Annotated in this window: 13 protein-coding genes; 10 read left to right on the top strand and 3 right to left on the bottom strand. The window is 59.9% G+C overall.

Annotation, left to right across the window (positions count from 1 at the left end; all coding sequences use genetic code 11):
* Nucleotides 1-109: 109 nt before the first annotated feature.
* Nucleotides 110-1,045, bottom strand: coding sequence for a choline ABC transporter substrate-binding protein (locus NKJ57_RS02785; RefSeq protein WP_352510464.1), 936 nt, complete (start codon nt 1,043-1,045; stop codon nt 110-112).
* A gap of 237 nt (nt 1,046-1,282) precedes the next feature.
* On the opposite strand from NKJ57_RS02785, the gene NKJ57_RS02780 reads away from it, so the two are divergent.
* From NKJ57_RS02780 to NKJ57_RS02750, 7 genes are all read left to right on the top strand, one after another.
* Entirely contained in the window at nt 1,283-1,894 is a 612-nt protein-coding gene (locus tag NKJ57_RS02780; protein ID WP_352510462.1) for a thymidine kinase, read from the top strand.
* Nucleotides 1,895-1,908: 14 nt separating this feature from the next.
* Nucleotides 1,909-3,087 (top strand): glycosyltransferase, encoded by a 1,179-nt coding sequence (locus NKJ57_RS02775; protein ID WP_352510461.1) that lies wholly within the window; start codon nt 1,909-1,911, stop codon nt 3,085-3,087.
* Between the two features lie 84 nt (nt 3,088-3,171).
* Nucleotides 3,172-3,555 (top strand): c-type cytochrome, encoded by a 384-nt coding sequence (locus NKJ57_RS02770; RefSeq protein ID WP_023737794.1) that lies wholly within the window; start codon nt 3,172-3,174, stop codon nt 3,553-3,555.
* A 321-nt stretch (nt 3,556-3,876) separates the two neighbouring features.
* Nucleotides 3,877-4,965: a hypothetical protein gene (locus NKJ57_RS02765; RefSeq protein WP_023669990.1), complete on the top strand. Its 1,089-nt coding sequence runs from the start codon at nt 3,877-3,879 to the stop codon at nt 4,963-4,965.
* A 27-nt stretch (nt 4,966-4,992) separates the two neighbouring features.
* Nucleotides 4,993-6,138, top strand: coding sequence for a hypothetical protein (locus NKJ57_RS02760; RefSeq protein WP_023669989.1), 1,146 nt, complete (start codon nt 4,993-4,995; stop codon nt 6,136-6,138).
* Between the two features lie 48 nt (nt 6,139-6,186).
* Nucleotides 6,187-6,966 (top strand): Fic family protein, encoded by a 780-nt coding sequence (locus NKJ57_RS02755; protein ID WP_352459836.1) that lies wholly within the window; start codon nt 6,187-6,189, stop codon nt 6,964-6,966.
* A gap of 2 nt (nt 6,967-6,968) precedes the next feature.
* Nucleotides 6,969-8,879: an ATP-binding protein gene (locus NKJ57_RS02750; RefSeq protein WP_352510460.1), complete on the top strand. Its 1,911-nt coding sequence runs from the start codon at nt 6,969-6,971 to the stop codon at nt 8,877-8,879.
* A gap of 68 nt (nt 8,880-8,947) precedes the next feature.
* Here the strand turns inward: NKJ57_RS02750 and NKJ57_RS02745 are convergent, their stop codons facing one another.
* A complete protein-coding gene (locus tag NKJ57_RS02745; RefSeq protein ID WP_023749803.1) occupies nt 8,948-9,085 on the bottom strand; it encodes a hypothetical protein in 138 nt (45 codons plus the stop codon).
* A 127-nt stretch (nt 9,086-9,212) separates the two neighbouring features.
* Here NKJ57_RS02745 and NKJ57_RS02740 point away from each other — a divergent pair, with 127 nt between their 5' ends.
* Both NKJ57_RS02740 and NKJ57_RS02735 read left to right on the top strand, forming a co-directional pair.
* The gene (locus NKJ57_RS02740; RefSeq protein WP_023683664.1) at nt 9,213-10,517 is read left to right on the top strand and encodes a DUF6638 family protein; all 1,305 of its coding nucleotides are present in this window, start codon (nt 9,213-9,215) and stop codon (nt 10,515-10,517) included.
* Between the two features lie 16 nt (nt 10,518-10,533).
* Complete coding sequence (locus tag NKJ57_RS02735; RefSeq protein WP_023686165.1) at nt 10,534-11,658, top strand: DUF2333 family protein; 1,125 nt, start codon at nt 10,534-10,536, stop codon at nt 11,656-11,658.
* A 5-nt stretch (nt 11,659-11,663) separates the two neighbouring features.
* On the opposite strand, the gene NKJ57_RS02730 is transcribed toward NKJ57_RS02735, so the two are convergent.
* Nucleotides 11,664-13,568, bottom strand: a complete 1,905-nt coding sequence (locus NKJ57_RS02730; RefSeq protein WP_156937173.1) for a lipase/acyltransferase domain-containing protein — start codon at nt 13,566-13,568, stop codon at nt 11,664-11,666.
* A gap of 330 nt (nt 13,569-13,898) precedes the next feature.
* Here NKJ57_RS02730 and NKJ57_RS02725 point away from each other — a divergent pair, with 330 nt between their 5' ends.
* Nucleotides 13,899-15,578 carry a formate--tetrahydrofolate ligase gene (locus NKJ57_RS02725; protein WP_023669985.1) on the top strand — a complete coding sequence of 560 codons (1,680 nt, stop codon included), beginning with the start codon at nt 13,899-13,901 and terminating at the stop codon, nt 15,576-15,578.
* The last annotated feature ends 12 nt before the right edge of the window (nt 15,579-15,590 follow it).

The following is a 15,590-nucleotide window of genomic DNA, read 5'->3' as shown; positions in this document are numbered from 1 at the left end:
GCTTCCGGCCTCCGCTGTCGTTAGGTCATCTTCTCACAGGATATGAAAAAGGGCAGCCCTTTCTAGATTGGCTGCCCTTCCTGGTTCGGCTTTGCCGAATTCAGTCGGCTCAGCTTCCGAGCGCGGTCTTGACCGCCGCTGCCGCATCGCCGCCATCGAAGGTGGTGACGCCGGCAATCCACGGCGCAACCGCGTCAGGGTGCTTCTTCAGCCAGTCGGCTGCGACCGTGTTGGCGTCGCCGCCCTTCAGGATCGCGTCCATCATCTCGCCTTCCATGTCCAGGTTGAACTTCAGGTTGGCGATGAACTTGCCGGCATTCGGGCATTCGGTGGTGTAGCCCTTGCGCACATTGGTGTAGACGGTGGCGGCGCCGAAGCCGCTGTCGCCCATGCCGTCGAGATAGGTGAGCTTCATGGCGCCCATCACCGGATGCGGCGTCCAGCCGAGGAACGCGATCCACTCATTGTTCTTGATCGACTGCTCGGCCTGCGTCAGCATGCCGGCTTCCGAGGACTCGACCAGCTCGAAGCCTTCGAGATTGTCCTTCGGGTTCTTGATCATGTCGAGGATGATGCGGTTGCCGTCATTGCCCGCCTCGATGCCGTAAATCTTGCCGTTGAACTCGTCCTTGAACTTGCCGATGTCGGTCAGCGACTTGACGCCGGCCTCCGCGACATAGGTCGGTACGACGATGCCGTAGCCGGCGCCGGTCAGGTTGGTGCCGATCGTCTCGACCGAACCATCGGCGGTGTAGTCCTTGATGTCGTTGGTCATCGAGGGCATCCAGTTGCCGAGGAAGACGTCGAGATCCTTGTTTTTCAGCGACGCCATGGTCACCGGTACCGATAGCTGGATCGTCTGCGGCTCGTAGCCGAGCGCGGTGAGCAGCACCGAAGCGACGCCGGTGGTTGCCTGGATGTCGGTCCAGCCGACATCGGAAAGGCGCACCGCCTTGCAGCTCTCCGGATCGCCGGCAAGTGCAGCGCTCGTGGACAGAAAAGTCGCCAGGCCGAGGCCGGCGACGAAGGTGTTCATACGCGACATTGGCAGTCTCCCATTGTGATTCTTTGGCGAAGCGTAGTTACGGTTTCTCTGCCCGCCTTGTTTCGTCAGCCAAACACCATTCTGGTGTGGTTTCAAGCGCTAAGACAATCACGATCAACGGCGCGGACTGGCCAAACAGCGACACGCCCGCCGCTTTTTGGATTGCAGACGGCTTTTCCCATGAAATGCAGCGGTGCCCTCTCCCCGCGCCGCGCCAACTCGGCTTAAAAGGACGGCATGGCCAAGCTCTACTTCCACTATGCGACGATGAATGCCGGCAAAACGACAATGCTGCTGCAGGCGTCCTACAATTATCGCGAACGCGGTATGACGACGATGCTGTTCGTCGCCGGCCACTACAGAAAGGGCGACACCGGGCTGATCTCGTCGCGCATCGGCCTGGAGACGGAGGCCGAGATGTTCCGCGACGGCGACGATCTCTACGCTCGCGTCGCCGAGCATCACGAACATACGACGGTGCATTGCATCTTTGTCGACGAGGCGCAATTTCTCGAGGAAGAGCAGGTCTGGCAGCTCGCCCGTATCGCCGACCGGCTGAACATCCCTGTGATGTGCTACGGCCTGCGCACCGATTTCCAGGGCAATCTGTTTTCCGGTTCGCGAGCGCTTCTGGCCATCGCAGACGATCTGCGCGAAGTGCGCACCATCTGCCGCTGCGGCCGCAAGGCGACGATGGTCGTGCGTCTCGGCGCTGACGGCAAGGTGGCCAGACAAGGCGAACAGGTGGCGATCGGCAAGGACGTCTATATCTCGCTCTGCCGCCGCCACTGGGAAGAGGAAATGGGCCGCGCCGCGCCCGACGATTTCATTGGCTTCACCAGAAGCTGAACGGCCGGGACAACATGAAAATTCTGCAGTTCACAGTTGATTGCCCGTTTCCGCCGGTCTCCGGCGGAGAGATCCGGAACGCCGCCAATGCACGCGCCCTGGCATCGATGGGCGAGGTCCTGACGGTAAGCCTGACTGGCGCCCCGGCACCCTCCACACCGCCGAACATCCGTCACCGGATCATCGAGGCAGCGCGCGGCAGGGCGCCCTGGGGCAGGCGCAGCCCGCACCCGACCGTGCATATGATGCCGGACGACGAGCTGGCCGAAGCCGACGCCATCTGGAGGGAGTTCGCGCCCGATCTCGTGGTGATCGAGGAGATCGTGCTTTCGCAGCTGCTGACGCTGGCGCCGAAGCATCGCGCGCGCACCGTCCTTGACCAGCACAACATTGATTCCCGGACGGTGTCCGACCGGATCGCCGGCCTGACGCTGTGGCAGCAAATTCGAGACTGGCGCCAAAACAGGCGAAGGAAGGCAGAGGCGCGCGAAGCCGACAGGTGTGCGGCTGCCCTGGCCGACCAGGTCTGGGTTTGTTCGCGGGCCGACGAAGCGCTTCTGTCCGCTCTCGGCCCCGTCAACGACGTCAGGTTCGTCGCCAACCCCATTCCAGACGAGAGCGTGCTTTCCCTGCCGATTGCTGCCGAGCGCTTCAGTGAGCTCAGCCTGTGCTTCATCGGGCATCTCGGCTATTTCCCCAACATCGACGCCGTCAAGCAGATCGGCCGCGCGATGGCGCCGTGCCTCGCCGCCTCCGGCCGGCCCTGGTCGATCACCGTCGCCGGCAGAAACCCGCGCGATGTCGTGCGCGGTCTATGCACCAGGCATGGTCTGCGGTTGATCGAGAACCCACCGCATCTGCCGGAATTGCTTGGGCGTGCCGGCTATGCGCCGATCCCGCTGCGCTTCGGCGGCGGAACCCGCATCAAGGTGCTGGAGGCGATGGCGGCGGGCCTTGTCGTCGCCGCCACCGAAAAGGCCGTCGAAGGGCTTGGCCTGCAGGCGGGCAGGCATTTCCTGTCCAGCGACGATGCCGGCAAGTTGGCATTGAAAATCATCGATCTCGCGACACGCCCGCAAGCGGCCGCCGAGATGGCGGAGATCGGCCGCGCTTTCGTGCGCGACAATCATTCGTCGGCGGCGATTGAAAAGCAGGTCAAGCAGGCGGTCGCGGCGATCCCGCGCACGGACTGAGCCCGGCTGCTATCCACCGGCATACGGCGTTTGTTAAGGCCTGCTGCCTATTTTGCCCTCAGCAAGAGCCAGCCGGGAACCGCCATGCTTCGAGCCATTTCATCAGCCCTTGTCATTTACTTGGCCGGTATCCTCGCCGCGCAGGCCGACGGCGATGCAGCACTTGGCAAGAAAGTATTCTACCGCTGCATGGCCTGTCACGAGGCGGCAAGCGACCGCGACAAGGTCGGCCCGCATCTCCTCGGTATCGTCGGCCGCACCGCCGGCACCGCCCAGAATTTCAACTATTCGCAGGCCATGAAGGACGCCGGCGCGGCCGGCCTGGTCTGGGACGAAGCCAACCTCAAAGCCTATCTCGGCGCTCCCAAGCTGAAAGTACCCGGCAACAGGATGGGCTTCTCCGGCCTGAGCAGCGACGAGGACATCGCCAACGTCATCGCCTATCTGAAGGCCGATCCGAAGCCTTGAACGGCGCGATGCGTAGCGTGATGGCGACGGCTTCCGCCAGCTGTCTCGCGCTTGCAACTCATTGAGCCCTCTGTCGAATTCAGCACACCCACACTGTCCGAGATCGACTTCTTCGCAGCCGTCAAAGTTCAATGACAATTGAACAATACTTGGCCGGCTGGTTAATCACGCCATGACCCCGCCTTCATTGCCTTTCAAGACGACCAGGCATTTTTTTGTTTTCGGGGCGGGTCTTGTCTTGCGTCTTTCAATCCCCTGATACCCCACATATATTCGCCGCTGTTCGCAGCCAGCGACCGGAAGCCGAAGCGGGAGGCCCCTATGGCGACATTGCAGAATTTCGATGCCGAAATTGCCAAGACCAGGCAGGTCGTGCAGGACATGCGCTCCAAGATCGAGCAGTCGGGCACGGTGCTTGATACGCTGGCCACCGCCGACAAGAAGATCGGCGACGCCAATTTCGACATCGAGAATGCCCGCATCGAGGACGTGCTGAAGCAGCAGAAGGTGATGGAAGGCAACATTGCCGACCTGATCATCGGGCTGGAAGACGCCACCAACGTCTTCGGCACCGAATTCGAGAGCATGAAGAACTACACCGGCTGGGAAAGCTTCGTCGGCGTCTTCTCGGCGCAACGCAAGCAGCGCATGCGCACCGACCGCGTCCGCAACATGTCGCTGGCCGGCAATCTGCAGGAGCTTCTGGTCAAGTCCGACACCATCGTCGGCATCCTGAAAGCGCAGAAAGAGGTCCTCGACCAGCGCTACAAGACCTCGGAAAACAGCCTGTCGCAGGTGATCGAGCGCCGCAAGGTCACCATGACCAACCTCGAGGCGGTGCAGAAGCGCATCGAGGAGGTCAATCCGCTGCTGCTCGACATCGAAAACAAGATCGCCGCTTCTACCAGTCAGAAGGAGCGCACGCAGCTTGAGGGCGAGCGCTCGAAACTGGCGACCGAATACAATGAAAAGCAGGCCAAGGAGCAGGAGCTTCTGGCCGAAAGCCAGACGCTGGAACGCTACACCTCGATGTTCCAGACCTTCGTCGATTCGCTCAACAATCAGATCGCAGCGCAGTCGACGCTGATCAACAAGCTGACCATCGATACCGAGCAGCGCATCGTGCTCTACAAGGCACTGGAAGATTCCTTGAAGACCGCCGCCCAGCAGGATGTCGCCCACAAGATCAACACGCTGGGCAGCCAGGTTGACAACACCGCCGAAGAGACCATGGCCGGCATTGGCGCCGCCTCGCAAAAGCACATCGGCGATCTCCTCGAAATGCACGAGAAGAACATGGTCGCCAGCTCCGACATCCAGCGCCGCAAGAAGCTCGCCGACGACGCCTTCGCCCGCCGTTTCGACGACGTGATGAAGAAGCACAATTCGGCCAACTACGTGCAGTCGTAAGGAGCGGCTGCACGCGGGCACACCGGCATGACTCCCGAAAACGAAGCGGCGGCGCGCTATTTTTCCGCCATCACGGCGGCACTCAGCGGCCTCGAAGTGTTCATGCGCGACGACCGCTCGCCGCTTTACCGGCACGGCATCGTCGCCAAGATTGTCGCCGAATACATTGCCCGGCTGGACAAATCGTTTTCCTGCTGGCGCAACCGGCTCGGCTTCATGGACACGTTCCGCATTTCGCGCGCCGACAGCGGCTATCCCGTCTTCCAGAACCTGCTCGAACTGGAAAACGACCGCCGCCAGGCCGAGGCGCGGCTGGCCAACATTCCGCTGGCCGGCGAATTGCGCGAGGAAATGGCCGACTTCATCCTGCGCCACAAGGAATTCCCCGAAGCGCTGCAGAAGTCGATGGCCGAGCGGCTCTATCTCGAGGACGTCAAGAGCGAACAGACTTTTGGCCCGTTCTCGCTGGCGCAGACGGCCAAGGTCTCGGTCAATCCAAAGACCGGGCGCCCCTATTACCTCGTGCACTGGGCGAGCTTCGACGGCAGCGCCAACCTGCCGCTGGTCTACATGGTGACGGTGGAGGATTCCTCCGAAAGCATGATCCGGCAGCTCGTTGACAGCAGCGGCAAGCTCAATGAACGGGTCGACATCCCGCTGCCGGTGGACGGCCTGCTCAACCCCGAACTCGCCCATCGCTTCGACGATTTCACCGAGAAGAATTCCGCCTACACGCTTTCGCCCGCAACGATTGCGGTCAATCTCGACAAGGATTTCGAGCCGCTGCACCCTAAGCAGCTGCGCCGCGTCGTGCTCGGCCCCTTTTATTCCGCAGGCATTACGGACAACAATTCGACCGTGACCGAGGTGCTGGCCAAGGTGCGCAAACCGGAAAATGCCTGGCTGCTCACCTGGACCATCCAGGAGGTCTACTCCAAGGGCGAGAAACCCGGCCGCAAGGGCCTGTTTTCGAGCGAGAAGACCACGCAGGAATTCTTTATCAACACCGACGATCTCGAAGCCGCGCGCCAGGGTGTGTCGAGCTACGAGAACCACGCCCTGATCCCGCACGAAGCCTATCAAGCACTCTACGCCGCCGGCGAAGCTCAAAAGATCTTTTCCGGCTACAAGGTTCACATCCTGTCAAATGGGCAGGTGATTTCAGATGTGTAAGAGTCTCGCTTGTGACGCCAATCGCCAAGCTGAGCCGAGGCGTGGCCGATGATGCCAGCGGTCTTCGCAAAGAAGAAACAGCTTGATGCTCTGAGGAAGACTGTCCGGGCCGGCGCGCTGGAAGGTCTGGAGCACAGCCAGCGCATCGACATCACCTACACGTCCAATGCGATCGAAGGCAACACGCTGACTGCCGGCGAAACAGCCCTGGTGCTCGAGAAGGGCATCACAATCAGCGGCAAGCCCCTTAAGGACCATCTGGAGGCAGTCGATCATGCGCGAGCACTGAATTGGGTGCTGGAAATCGCCTCGCAACGCGACATGCCGATAATCGAGGCCGATATCCGTAACCTCCACCACCTGGTTGTCGCGAATTCCAGGCCCGAGATTGCAGGCAGCTATGCCGATACCGCCCGCTATGTGAATACCGATGCCGGTGTTCACAATTTTCCGACGCCGACGGAAGTCCCGGCCCTCATGGAAGCTTTTTCCCATTGGCTGGGCGTGGCACGCAACACGCCGAAGACCGCCTTCGAAGCGCATAGACGGTTCGTCGGCATTCATCCTTTCAACGACGGGAATGGTCGTACGGCACGTCTGTTGATGAACCTCATTCTGGCGCGGGCCGGCTATCCGCCGGTAGCGATTCGTCCCGAGGATCGTCCGGCCTACATTGCCGCCCTTGAGATCGATCAACGCGGCGGCGGCCATGCCGCCTTTGACAAGTTGCTTTTCGACAGGCTGGACCAGACGTTGGATATGTATCTCGACGCCGCTCGCCAGGCGCGCGATTCGTCGGCCAGCAAAAGTATTCCTATGAGGAGCTGACCATGGACACGGGCCTGACCACCATCCCGGAAGCGGCTATCGAAAAGCACCGCGCAACCGCGCAAAGCTTCATCACCCGCGTCGTCGTATTGGAAGACCCCTCGCGCGAATCCGGCACAGCGCTGGCCGGCACCAACCGCCGCTTCGTCTCCACCGTCTCGGTCGGCTCGGTGCGGCGCACACGCGAGGTCGAGCTGGTCAAGACCGTCGCCGCAATCCATCCCGACGACCAGCTGATGAGCATCCCGCAGCACACGCTGTTGTTCCGCGCCCGCCGCGGCCTGGCGATTGCGCTCGCCATCTCCGACGTCTTCGCCGAGGGCTCCGACCTCGAAAGCCTCCAGGCCAAGAACACCCGCGCACCGCTCGAAGGCGATGAAGCCGCGACCTTCAAGAAGCTTCTGTCAGCCTCTGCTTACGTTTCGGCCTTCAGCCTTGCCTCCTATCTGTTCCAGCTGATCGACAGCGATGGCGAGGCGCCCAACGATATCCCCGAACCCGACTTCCTGTTCGACACGCCGCAGGACGCGGTGAAGTCGATCGTCGCCGGGTTGGACAAGGCGATTGCAGGCTCCAAGGACGATGGCGACCTGACGACCCGGGCGCGTGCTTTCGCCCGTGTTGCCATTGACGGGCTCTTGGCCCGTAAAGGCCGCTTCGACGGCATCGGCCCGTTCGAGAACGCCCATATCCGCATCGACGCCGACGATTTCACCCTCGACGGCTTCGACGTCGCGCCCGGCAAGCGCTCCAAGCCGCTGGTGATGACCTTCAAGAAGCCGGAAGAGGTCGTCGGCAACCACATTGCCAAATACCAGTCGGTCAAGCTCGCCAAGATGCTGATGGCCTACGATTTCGAGCGCGAGTTGAACCCGTTCGTCGAACTCGGGGGCTTCCTCTTCACCTTCATCGGCGACGGCGCGCCGGGCACCGGCAAGACGACGCTGATCCAGATGATCGCCGGCCTCGTCAACAATTATTGTCAGGTTGCCGGCTATCCCTTCGCCTATGAGAATTTCGGCGTCGACCAGATCTCGTCCTACCAGGGCAAATCTGGCCAGAATTGCCGCCAGTTCATCAACAATGTCTTGAACCCACGCGTCATCGGTTTCGGCACCGTCGACGACATCGACCAGGTGGCGGCCCGCCGCTCCGACGACCGCGCCTCGGCCGGCCAACAGGAAATCACCGGCGTCTTGATGGACGCCTTTGCCGGCGCCGGCACGGTGGTGCGCGGCAATTGCTCGTTCGGCATGTTTTCCAACTATCCCGAAAATGTCGACGATGCGCTGCGCCAGCGCGCCGGGGCCCGCTGGCTGGTCGACGGCCCACAGAGCCGCGACGACTATATCGACATCTTCGTCCTGCTTGCCGGCAAGAACCACAAGATCCCACTCGGCGACCACAAGCTCTACGCCGCGCAGGAGATCCAGCGCGCGGTGACCGAAGCCTATGAGGAGCACGAGAATCCTCAGGAAGACGGGCTGATGAAGGTCTATGAGCGCTACATGAAGGAGAATGGCGCGCCGAAATCGATGGCCGACATCGGCACTTATCTGCACCTGATCAAGGATGCCGAGCCGCGCTTCACCGGCCGAGCCATCAAGAACGTCACCGACGCCATCAAGATGCGCGCCATGGACATCGAGCTGCCCGACGACTGGTTCGAGAAGCCGGAAGCCTTCATGCACAAGGGCTACGACGAAAAGAAAGCCATGATCGAGGAACTGCGGGGGCCGTTCTCGATGGACATGGTCATGCAGGAGATCAACCGCTACGCCGACTCAGAGTTCCGCTATTCCGACAAATCCGACGACGCCGCGGTGGAGAAGCTGCTGCGCGACGCACGCCTGCGCGAACGGGCGGGGCGCGAGATGGAGGAGATGAAGAAGAAGGGGCTCTGGAATGCGTGAGCTTCCTTCGCTGCCCGCGGGTGCTGAAAGGCTTGGCGCTAACGCTGACGCCCCCCTCTCCCCGTCCTTCACGGGGAGAGGGTAAGGGTGAGGGGCGGCGCATGCGTGGACCAGAGATCGCTACGACCATACTGGCAGCTATCGAACAGCGCCTCGATCGGCACATCCGGACCAATGATCTTCGATTTATTGACGCCAAAGGCCATGGGGAGACATGTCCTTGAATGCTAGCGCTGCCCCTCACCCTTACCCTCTCCCCCTGAAGAACGGGGAGAGGGAGGCGTCAGCGTTGGCGCTTCGCCACAACAGGCAACGCCACTCGGAACGTTCTGCATGAGCCACGCCAAAAAGCCCGACCTTCTCCGCGACAATGAGCTGATCTACGGTCGCTTGCTCACCGTCGACGAGTCGCACCTCATCCAGCGCTACAACAAGGCGCTTGTTGCCTTCGGCCTCAAGCCCACCAAGCTGAAGAGCTTCCAGATCGACCGCACCGGCTTCTCGCCCGAAGTGGCCGAGGAATGCGGCGATTACGATTATCTCGACCCCAATGAGGTCAACCGCCGCTTCATCATCCTGACGCCGTCGCAGATCGATCTGCCGGTGGTGCACACCGCCTTTTCCAACACCTCGCAGCTGATGTTCGAGTTCATGTCCAAGAACCAGCGCGCCATCGATGCGCTGACCATCAAGGATGTCATCTACGGCGAGATCGAGGATTCCGTTCCCCTGGTCAACGACATCGAGGATCTGCTGTCGATCAGCCAGGTCGAGTTCAGGGTGCTTTCGGCCGAGGACGTGCTGGGCAAGGCCGCCGAACTCGGCAAGCTGGTCGACCGGCTGAAGCAGGAGCCCGATGCCTGGCGCGACAACACCATGCTGAGCCGTATGGTGGAGCTGGCGAAGGTCTGCGGCGATATCCGTGAGAATGCGCTGGTGCCCGACCAGGTGATCTTCCGCCACAACGCCTACTGGACCAGCCATTTCGGCGGCGTCTACGTCTTCGTCGATCCTGATATGACTACCGTCATCGGCGACCCGGCCGCCCCCGGCTTTCGCCGTTCGCGGCCCTGGCAGGTCAGCTATCTCTCGATCAACGATGCCGACAAGGTGTTCAAGTTCCTGGCCAGCACCGGCCGCATCGAACTGCCCCGCGCGTCATGGGTCGAAAGCTCGGGCTATCTCGAGCATCGCGCCGAGATGGTGGTGCGCTCTCTCATCCGCGACACAGAGCCGAACCGCAATTTGACCGAGGTCGACAAGGTCTGGCTGCAGACCTGGATCCATGGCCATGCCGATCTGATCACCAAGGACGGCAATTTCCCCTTTCTCAACGCCGCCAAGCGTGAGATCGCCCAGCTCGGCCATCTCAAGATCGAGGATGTGTTTCCGCAACAGCGCTTCCTGGTCGTGCGTGGCAAGCCCGACCATCCCGACGCCTGGCTGACCAACCAGCTGATCTCGGATTTCGTGCCGCAGGACTTTGTCTCGCGTTACGTCTTCAACAAGCCGGGCTTCTACAAGGACTATGACGGCTACAGCGACGCCTGGCGGTCGCATGTTGTGGACGTTCTGAAAACCACATATTTGAAAGACAAAGTGGCGTTTCGCACGCGCCTTTACGGCCTGACTGACTGAGGGGTGAACGAGAGCCATGCTTGATCCGATCGTGAATTTCTTCACCCGCATCTTCCAATGGATAGGCCGCGGCATCGGCCTCGTCATCGGCGCGATCCTGTGGCCGTTCCTCTGGGCTGGGCGCTGGTATACGCAGCGCGGCTGGATCCTGAAGGCTGTGGTCGGCCTCGCGCTTCTGGTGTTGATCGGCCTCTACGCCAATTTCTTCTACGCCACCCAGTGGTGGAACAAGTTCGATCCCAACTACGTCGACAAATACACCTTCGAGAACCGCAACATTTCCGCCGGCGAACAGGTCGCCGCCGGCGCCGGCACCGACACCGCCAAGACCTGCGGCAATTCGGGCATCGCCCAGGTGGCGGCCGACCTGACGGACTTCAACGTCAACCAGAATGCCTGGATCTCGTCGATGATCCTCTACAAACTCGGCCTGTTCGGCATCGACTGGGACAACACGCCGTTCATGGACAACAAGGCCTCGTTCCAGCGCGGCATCAACCAGGCGGTGCGGCGCACCGCCACCGAGCTTGCCGACAATCTCGGCCGTGTTCGCACCACATCGCAGATCGACGGCGACCTGCAGGATGCGCGCGGCAATCTGCAGTTCGACGAGGAGACCTGGTATTTCGGCCTCAACCCGTTCGGCCCCAAGACGCCGACGCCGAGCTATTATCGCGATGCCGTCACCAAGCTGCGCTCCTTCAACGCCCGCCTCGGCAGCTGCCAGGCGACGTTCGATGCCCGCGCCGACAATCTGAAGCAGTATATCGACCGCATCTCCTCCGACATTGGTTCGACCTCGGCGATCCTCAAGGAGCGCGCCGAAAACCATAACAATGGCTGGTTCGACTTCCGCGCCGATGACCGCTTCTGGTTCGCCTATGGCCAGCTCTATGCCTATTACGGCCTGATGAAGGGCGCCCAGGCCGACTTCGAGGACGTCATCAAGGAAAAGCATCTCGGCAATCTGTGGGACACAATGGATGCGCAATTCGTCTCGGCGCTGCGCATCCAGCCCTTCATCATCGCCAATGGCCGTGAGGATGGCTGGATCATGCCGACGCACCTGACGACGATGGGTTTCTACGTGCTTCGCGTGCGCTCCAACATGGTCGAGATCAGCAACGTCCTGACTCAGTAGATCAGCTACGTACGCGGAGCCATAGTCCGCATGCTCCCTGCGTCGAGGTATAGATCGACACCCACGCGTTTGGCGATCGCCGCCCTGTGCTCGCCAGCCTTCGCCCAGCCGGCGTTGGCAGCGTTATCAAGATCGTCAAATCCGCCGTAGTCTCCCAGATAAAGACGCGATTTTCCTAAGATGGAATTGAGCCGAGCTTGCAGTTGGTCATCAGTGAGCGTCTGGGATGCCGGGTCGGAAAGACCCTTCTGTGACAGAAACCATGAACGACCTGGATTGTTCATCTTGAAGTTCAGTTCTGCACTGTTGATCCAGGAAAAAGCCTTCGACTTGTCATTGAGCCCTACCGAATATGCCGCAACAGAGAAGCCAAGCGCGCGTTGTGCATCAGACAAAGAATTCGCACGCGAGTAACGATAGATATCGGTCGCATCGATACCGGAACGCTGAGCAGCAGCGGATAGTGACTTTGCCAATTCATCATAGCTGTCGTTGTCGATAAATGCCGCGTACTTTGATGATTTATCTAGGTATTTATCAAATTTTACTTTATCCATTTGAGTACTACCAATCTCATGGATCAAACCAAGAACGTTTGCAGCAGAAGACACCGAATTCTGTAAGTAACTCATAATTGAGATATCGTCATAGATATGATCGTGCGTTTTTTCCGAGGGTTGGTTCATCTCCGATGTACCGATACCATTCATCGCTGACCATTCCGGGACTGTGCCGTCACCCTGGCCAAGGGTCGTTTCAAACTCGACTTTTGATTGATTCAGAGTGGCCGACCCGGAAACTGCCGTGGTGTTCTCGAATGCGTTGTCTTTGCGAAGCTTTCCAACGACATAGCGATACTTAGCCCGGATGGCCTCACCGACATCTTCTGAGAGGCGACCGCAAACGACGCTAGAAGCAGATTCTATTTTTTTTGCAATGTATTCATACTCGGTTGCTTTCAATTTCTCCGGAAATCGGCGCGGGATAGCCATCTCTTTCCAAGTGTTCACCAAACTCAAATTCATGATCGATCGATCACCGGTGACACTGACCTTCTCTATGATTTTGTCCGTCTGGTACGCCTTGCAGTCCGATTTCATAATATTGGTGAACGGTATCAACTCATAAACACTGTCGAATGTAATAGCATCCTCTATCAGAGCGTCGCCGAACAGCATGCGAAAATACCGGTCTCTGGTCATGCTATTGTCGCCAGAGAACATGGAGGTAACAACCTCTGGCGCACCCAGGAACGGTGTGCCACCGAAGATAAAATAGCTGACCTGATTGGCATCGATTGGCATTTTGCTGCCATCATTGCATAACTTGTTCTTCGAAAACGATGTTTTTATCCAGGTATCTAGAACTATGCCGCCCATGCTATGGGCAATAAAAATGTATTTGCTATATTTCTTCTTGGAAAATTCGCCGCAAATAAAGTTATCGAAATCATTCGCGCTAGATGCATTCGAGAGGCGCCAATCGTAAGGAAAAGAGAGAACTGCTGCGTCAGTTGAAAAGCTGAGATTTTCTTTGAAATCGGAATACACATTGAGATCCGAGATGCTGCCAGCGACCCGTCCGAAAAGCCTTTTCCAGACTCCGCTCATATCATTGATTTCGGCACGCTCGAGAAGTTCCGGCTTTGCAGTGGGGCAGTCTTCAATAGACAGGCCGTCTCCGCCATAGTGACCGTCACCCCAGATCACCGTATCTTTATATTCTCCGGCTGCGGTGCAGGTCAGTTTTGATCCGAAGATACCCGGCAGGAAAATGATTGCGATATTTTCTGAATAAGCTTGGTTGCGTTCCAATTTTTTCTTCTCAGTCGCCGCTAGCGAGACATCGGGCACGACGAGAAGGTAAACCAAGACAGCCGCAACAACAGTGAGAATTGTCCTAAAATACACGACGCCCTCCCCTCTAAATAGACCCTTATAAACACACTAGCACGCCAACGGCGTGCGGCGTAGCCTGTCGCATTCCGTGCATTGCGCGGCTGTTTTGAGACGGCGGAACGTCGCTTCCTCTGGCTTCTATACGGCGCGGCAACGGAGCCAGGAAGAACCGGCGGCAGGTCGGCCCGGCCGCGGAGACACTTTCTTCATAGGAAACATAGTTGCATGCAAGTTGACGCCGCGGGAGCGACAGGGTTAGAACATGCCCGCGCCCGGGTTCAACATGCCTGCGAGTGAGATCAAACCCGTCCCCTCCACCGTCCAATCCGAAGGAAAGCCGTCATGGCCGAAGTGAAGTCCGACATCGAGATCGCGCGCGGCGCCAAGAAAAAGCAGATCCAGGAGATCGGCGCCAAGATCGGCATCCCGACCGAGCACCTTTTGCCCTACGGCCACGACAAGGCGAAGATTTCGGCCGAATTCATCAAATCGGTGAAGGGCAACAAGGACGGCAAGCTGATCCTCGTCACCGCCATCAACCCGACGCCGGCCGGCGAAGGCAAGACGACCACCACCGTCGGCCTTGGTGACGGTCTGAACCGCATCGGCAAGAAGGCGATCGTCTGCATCCGCGAGGCTTCGCTCGGCCCGAATTTCGGCGTCAAGGGCGGTGCCGCCGGCGGCGGCTACGCGCAGGTCGTGCCGATGGAGGACATGAACCTCCACTTCACCGGCGACTTCCACGCCATCACCACGGCGCACAATCTTCTGTCGGCGCTGATCGACAACCACATCTACTGGGGCAATGAGCTCGGCATCGACACCCGCCGCGTCGCCTGGCGCCGCGTCATGGACATGAACGACCGGGCGCTGCGCGAAATCATCTGCTCGCTCGGCGGCGTCGCCAACGGTTATCCGCGCGAGGCAGGCTTCGACATCACCGTCGCCTCTGAAGTGATGGCGATCCTGTGCCTTTCCACCGACCTCAAGGATCTGGAAAAGCGCCTCGGCGACATCATCGTCGCCTACCGCCGCGACAAGAGCCCGGTCTATGCCCGCGACCTCAAGGCCGACGGCGCCATGGCGGTGCTGCTGAAGGACGCCATGCAGCCAAACCTGGTGCAGACGCTGGAGAACAACCCTGCCTTCGTGCATGGCGGCCCGTTCGCCAACATCGCGCATGGCTGCAACTCGGTGGTCGCCACCACCACGGCGCTGAAGCTCGCCGACTACGTCGTCACCGAAGCCGGCTTCGGCGCCGACCTCGGAGCCGAAAAATTCTTCGACATCAAGTGCCGCAAGGCGGGTTTGAAGCCGGCGGCTGCCGTCATCGTCGCCACCGTGCGCGCCATGAAGATGAATGGCGGCGTCAAGAAGGAAGACCTCGGCAAGGAAAACATCGAGGCAGTCAAGAAGGGCTGCCTCAATCTGGGCCGCCACATCGAGAATGTGAAACAGTTCGGCGTGCCTGCGATCGTGGCGATCAATCATTTCACCACCGATACCGAGGTGGAAATCCAGGCGATGAAGGATTTCGTCGCCTCGCTCGGCGCCGAGGCGATCCTGTGCAAGCATTGGGCCAATGGCTCTGCCGGCATCGAGGAGTTGGCGCGCAAGGTCGTCGAGATCGCCGAATCCGGCGCCTCGCAGTTCGCGCCGCTCTATCCCGACGCAATGCCGCTGTTCGAGAAGATCAACACCATCGTCCAGCGCATCTATCGCGGCGACGAGGCGATCGCCGACAAGTCGGTGCGCGACCAGCTGCATGCCTGGGAGCAGGCCGGCTACGGGCACCTGCCGGTCTGCATGGCCAAGACCCAATATTCCTTCTCGACCGACCCGAACCTGCGTGGCGCGCCGACCGGCCACACCGTGCCGGTGCGAGAGGTCAGGCTTTCGGCGGGCGCCGGCTTCGTCGTCGTCATCTGCGGTGAGGTCATGACCATGCCCGGCCTGCCCAAGGCGCCGTCCTCGGAAAAAATCTTCCTCAACGAGATCGGCCAGATCGAAGGCCTGTTTTGAAAATTTCGAGAT

It is taken from the genome of Mesorhizobium sp. M0077, assembly GCF_040322955.1.
Lineage (GTDB): Bacteria > Pseudomonadota > Alphaproteobacteria > Rhizobiales > Rhizobiaceae > Mesorhizobium.
This window is presented reverse-complemented; position numbering and strand designations above follow the sequence as displayed.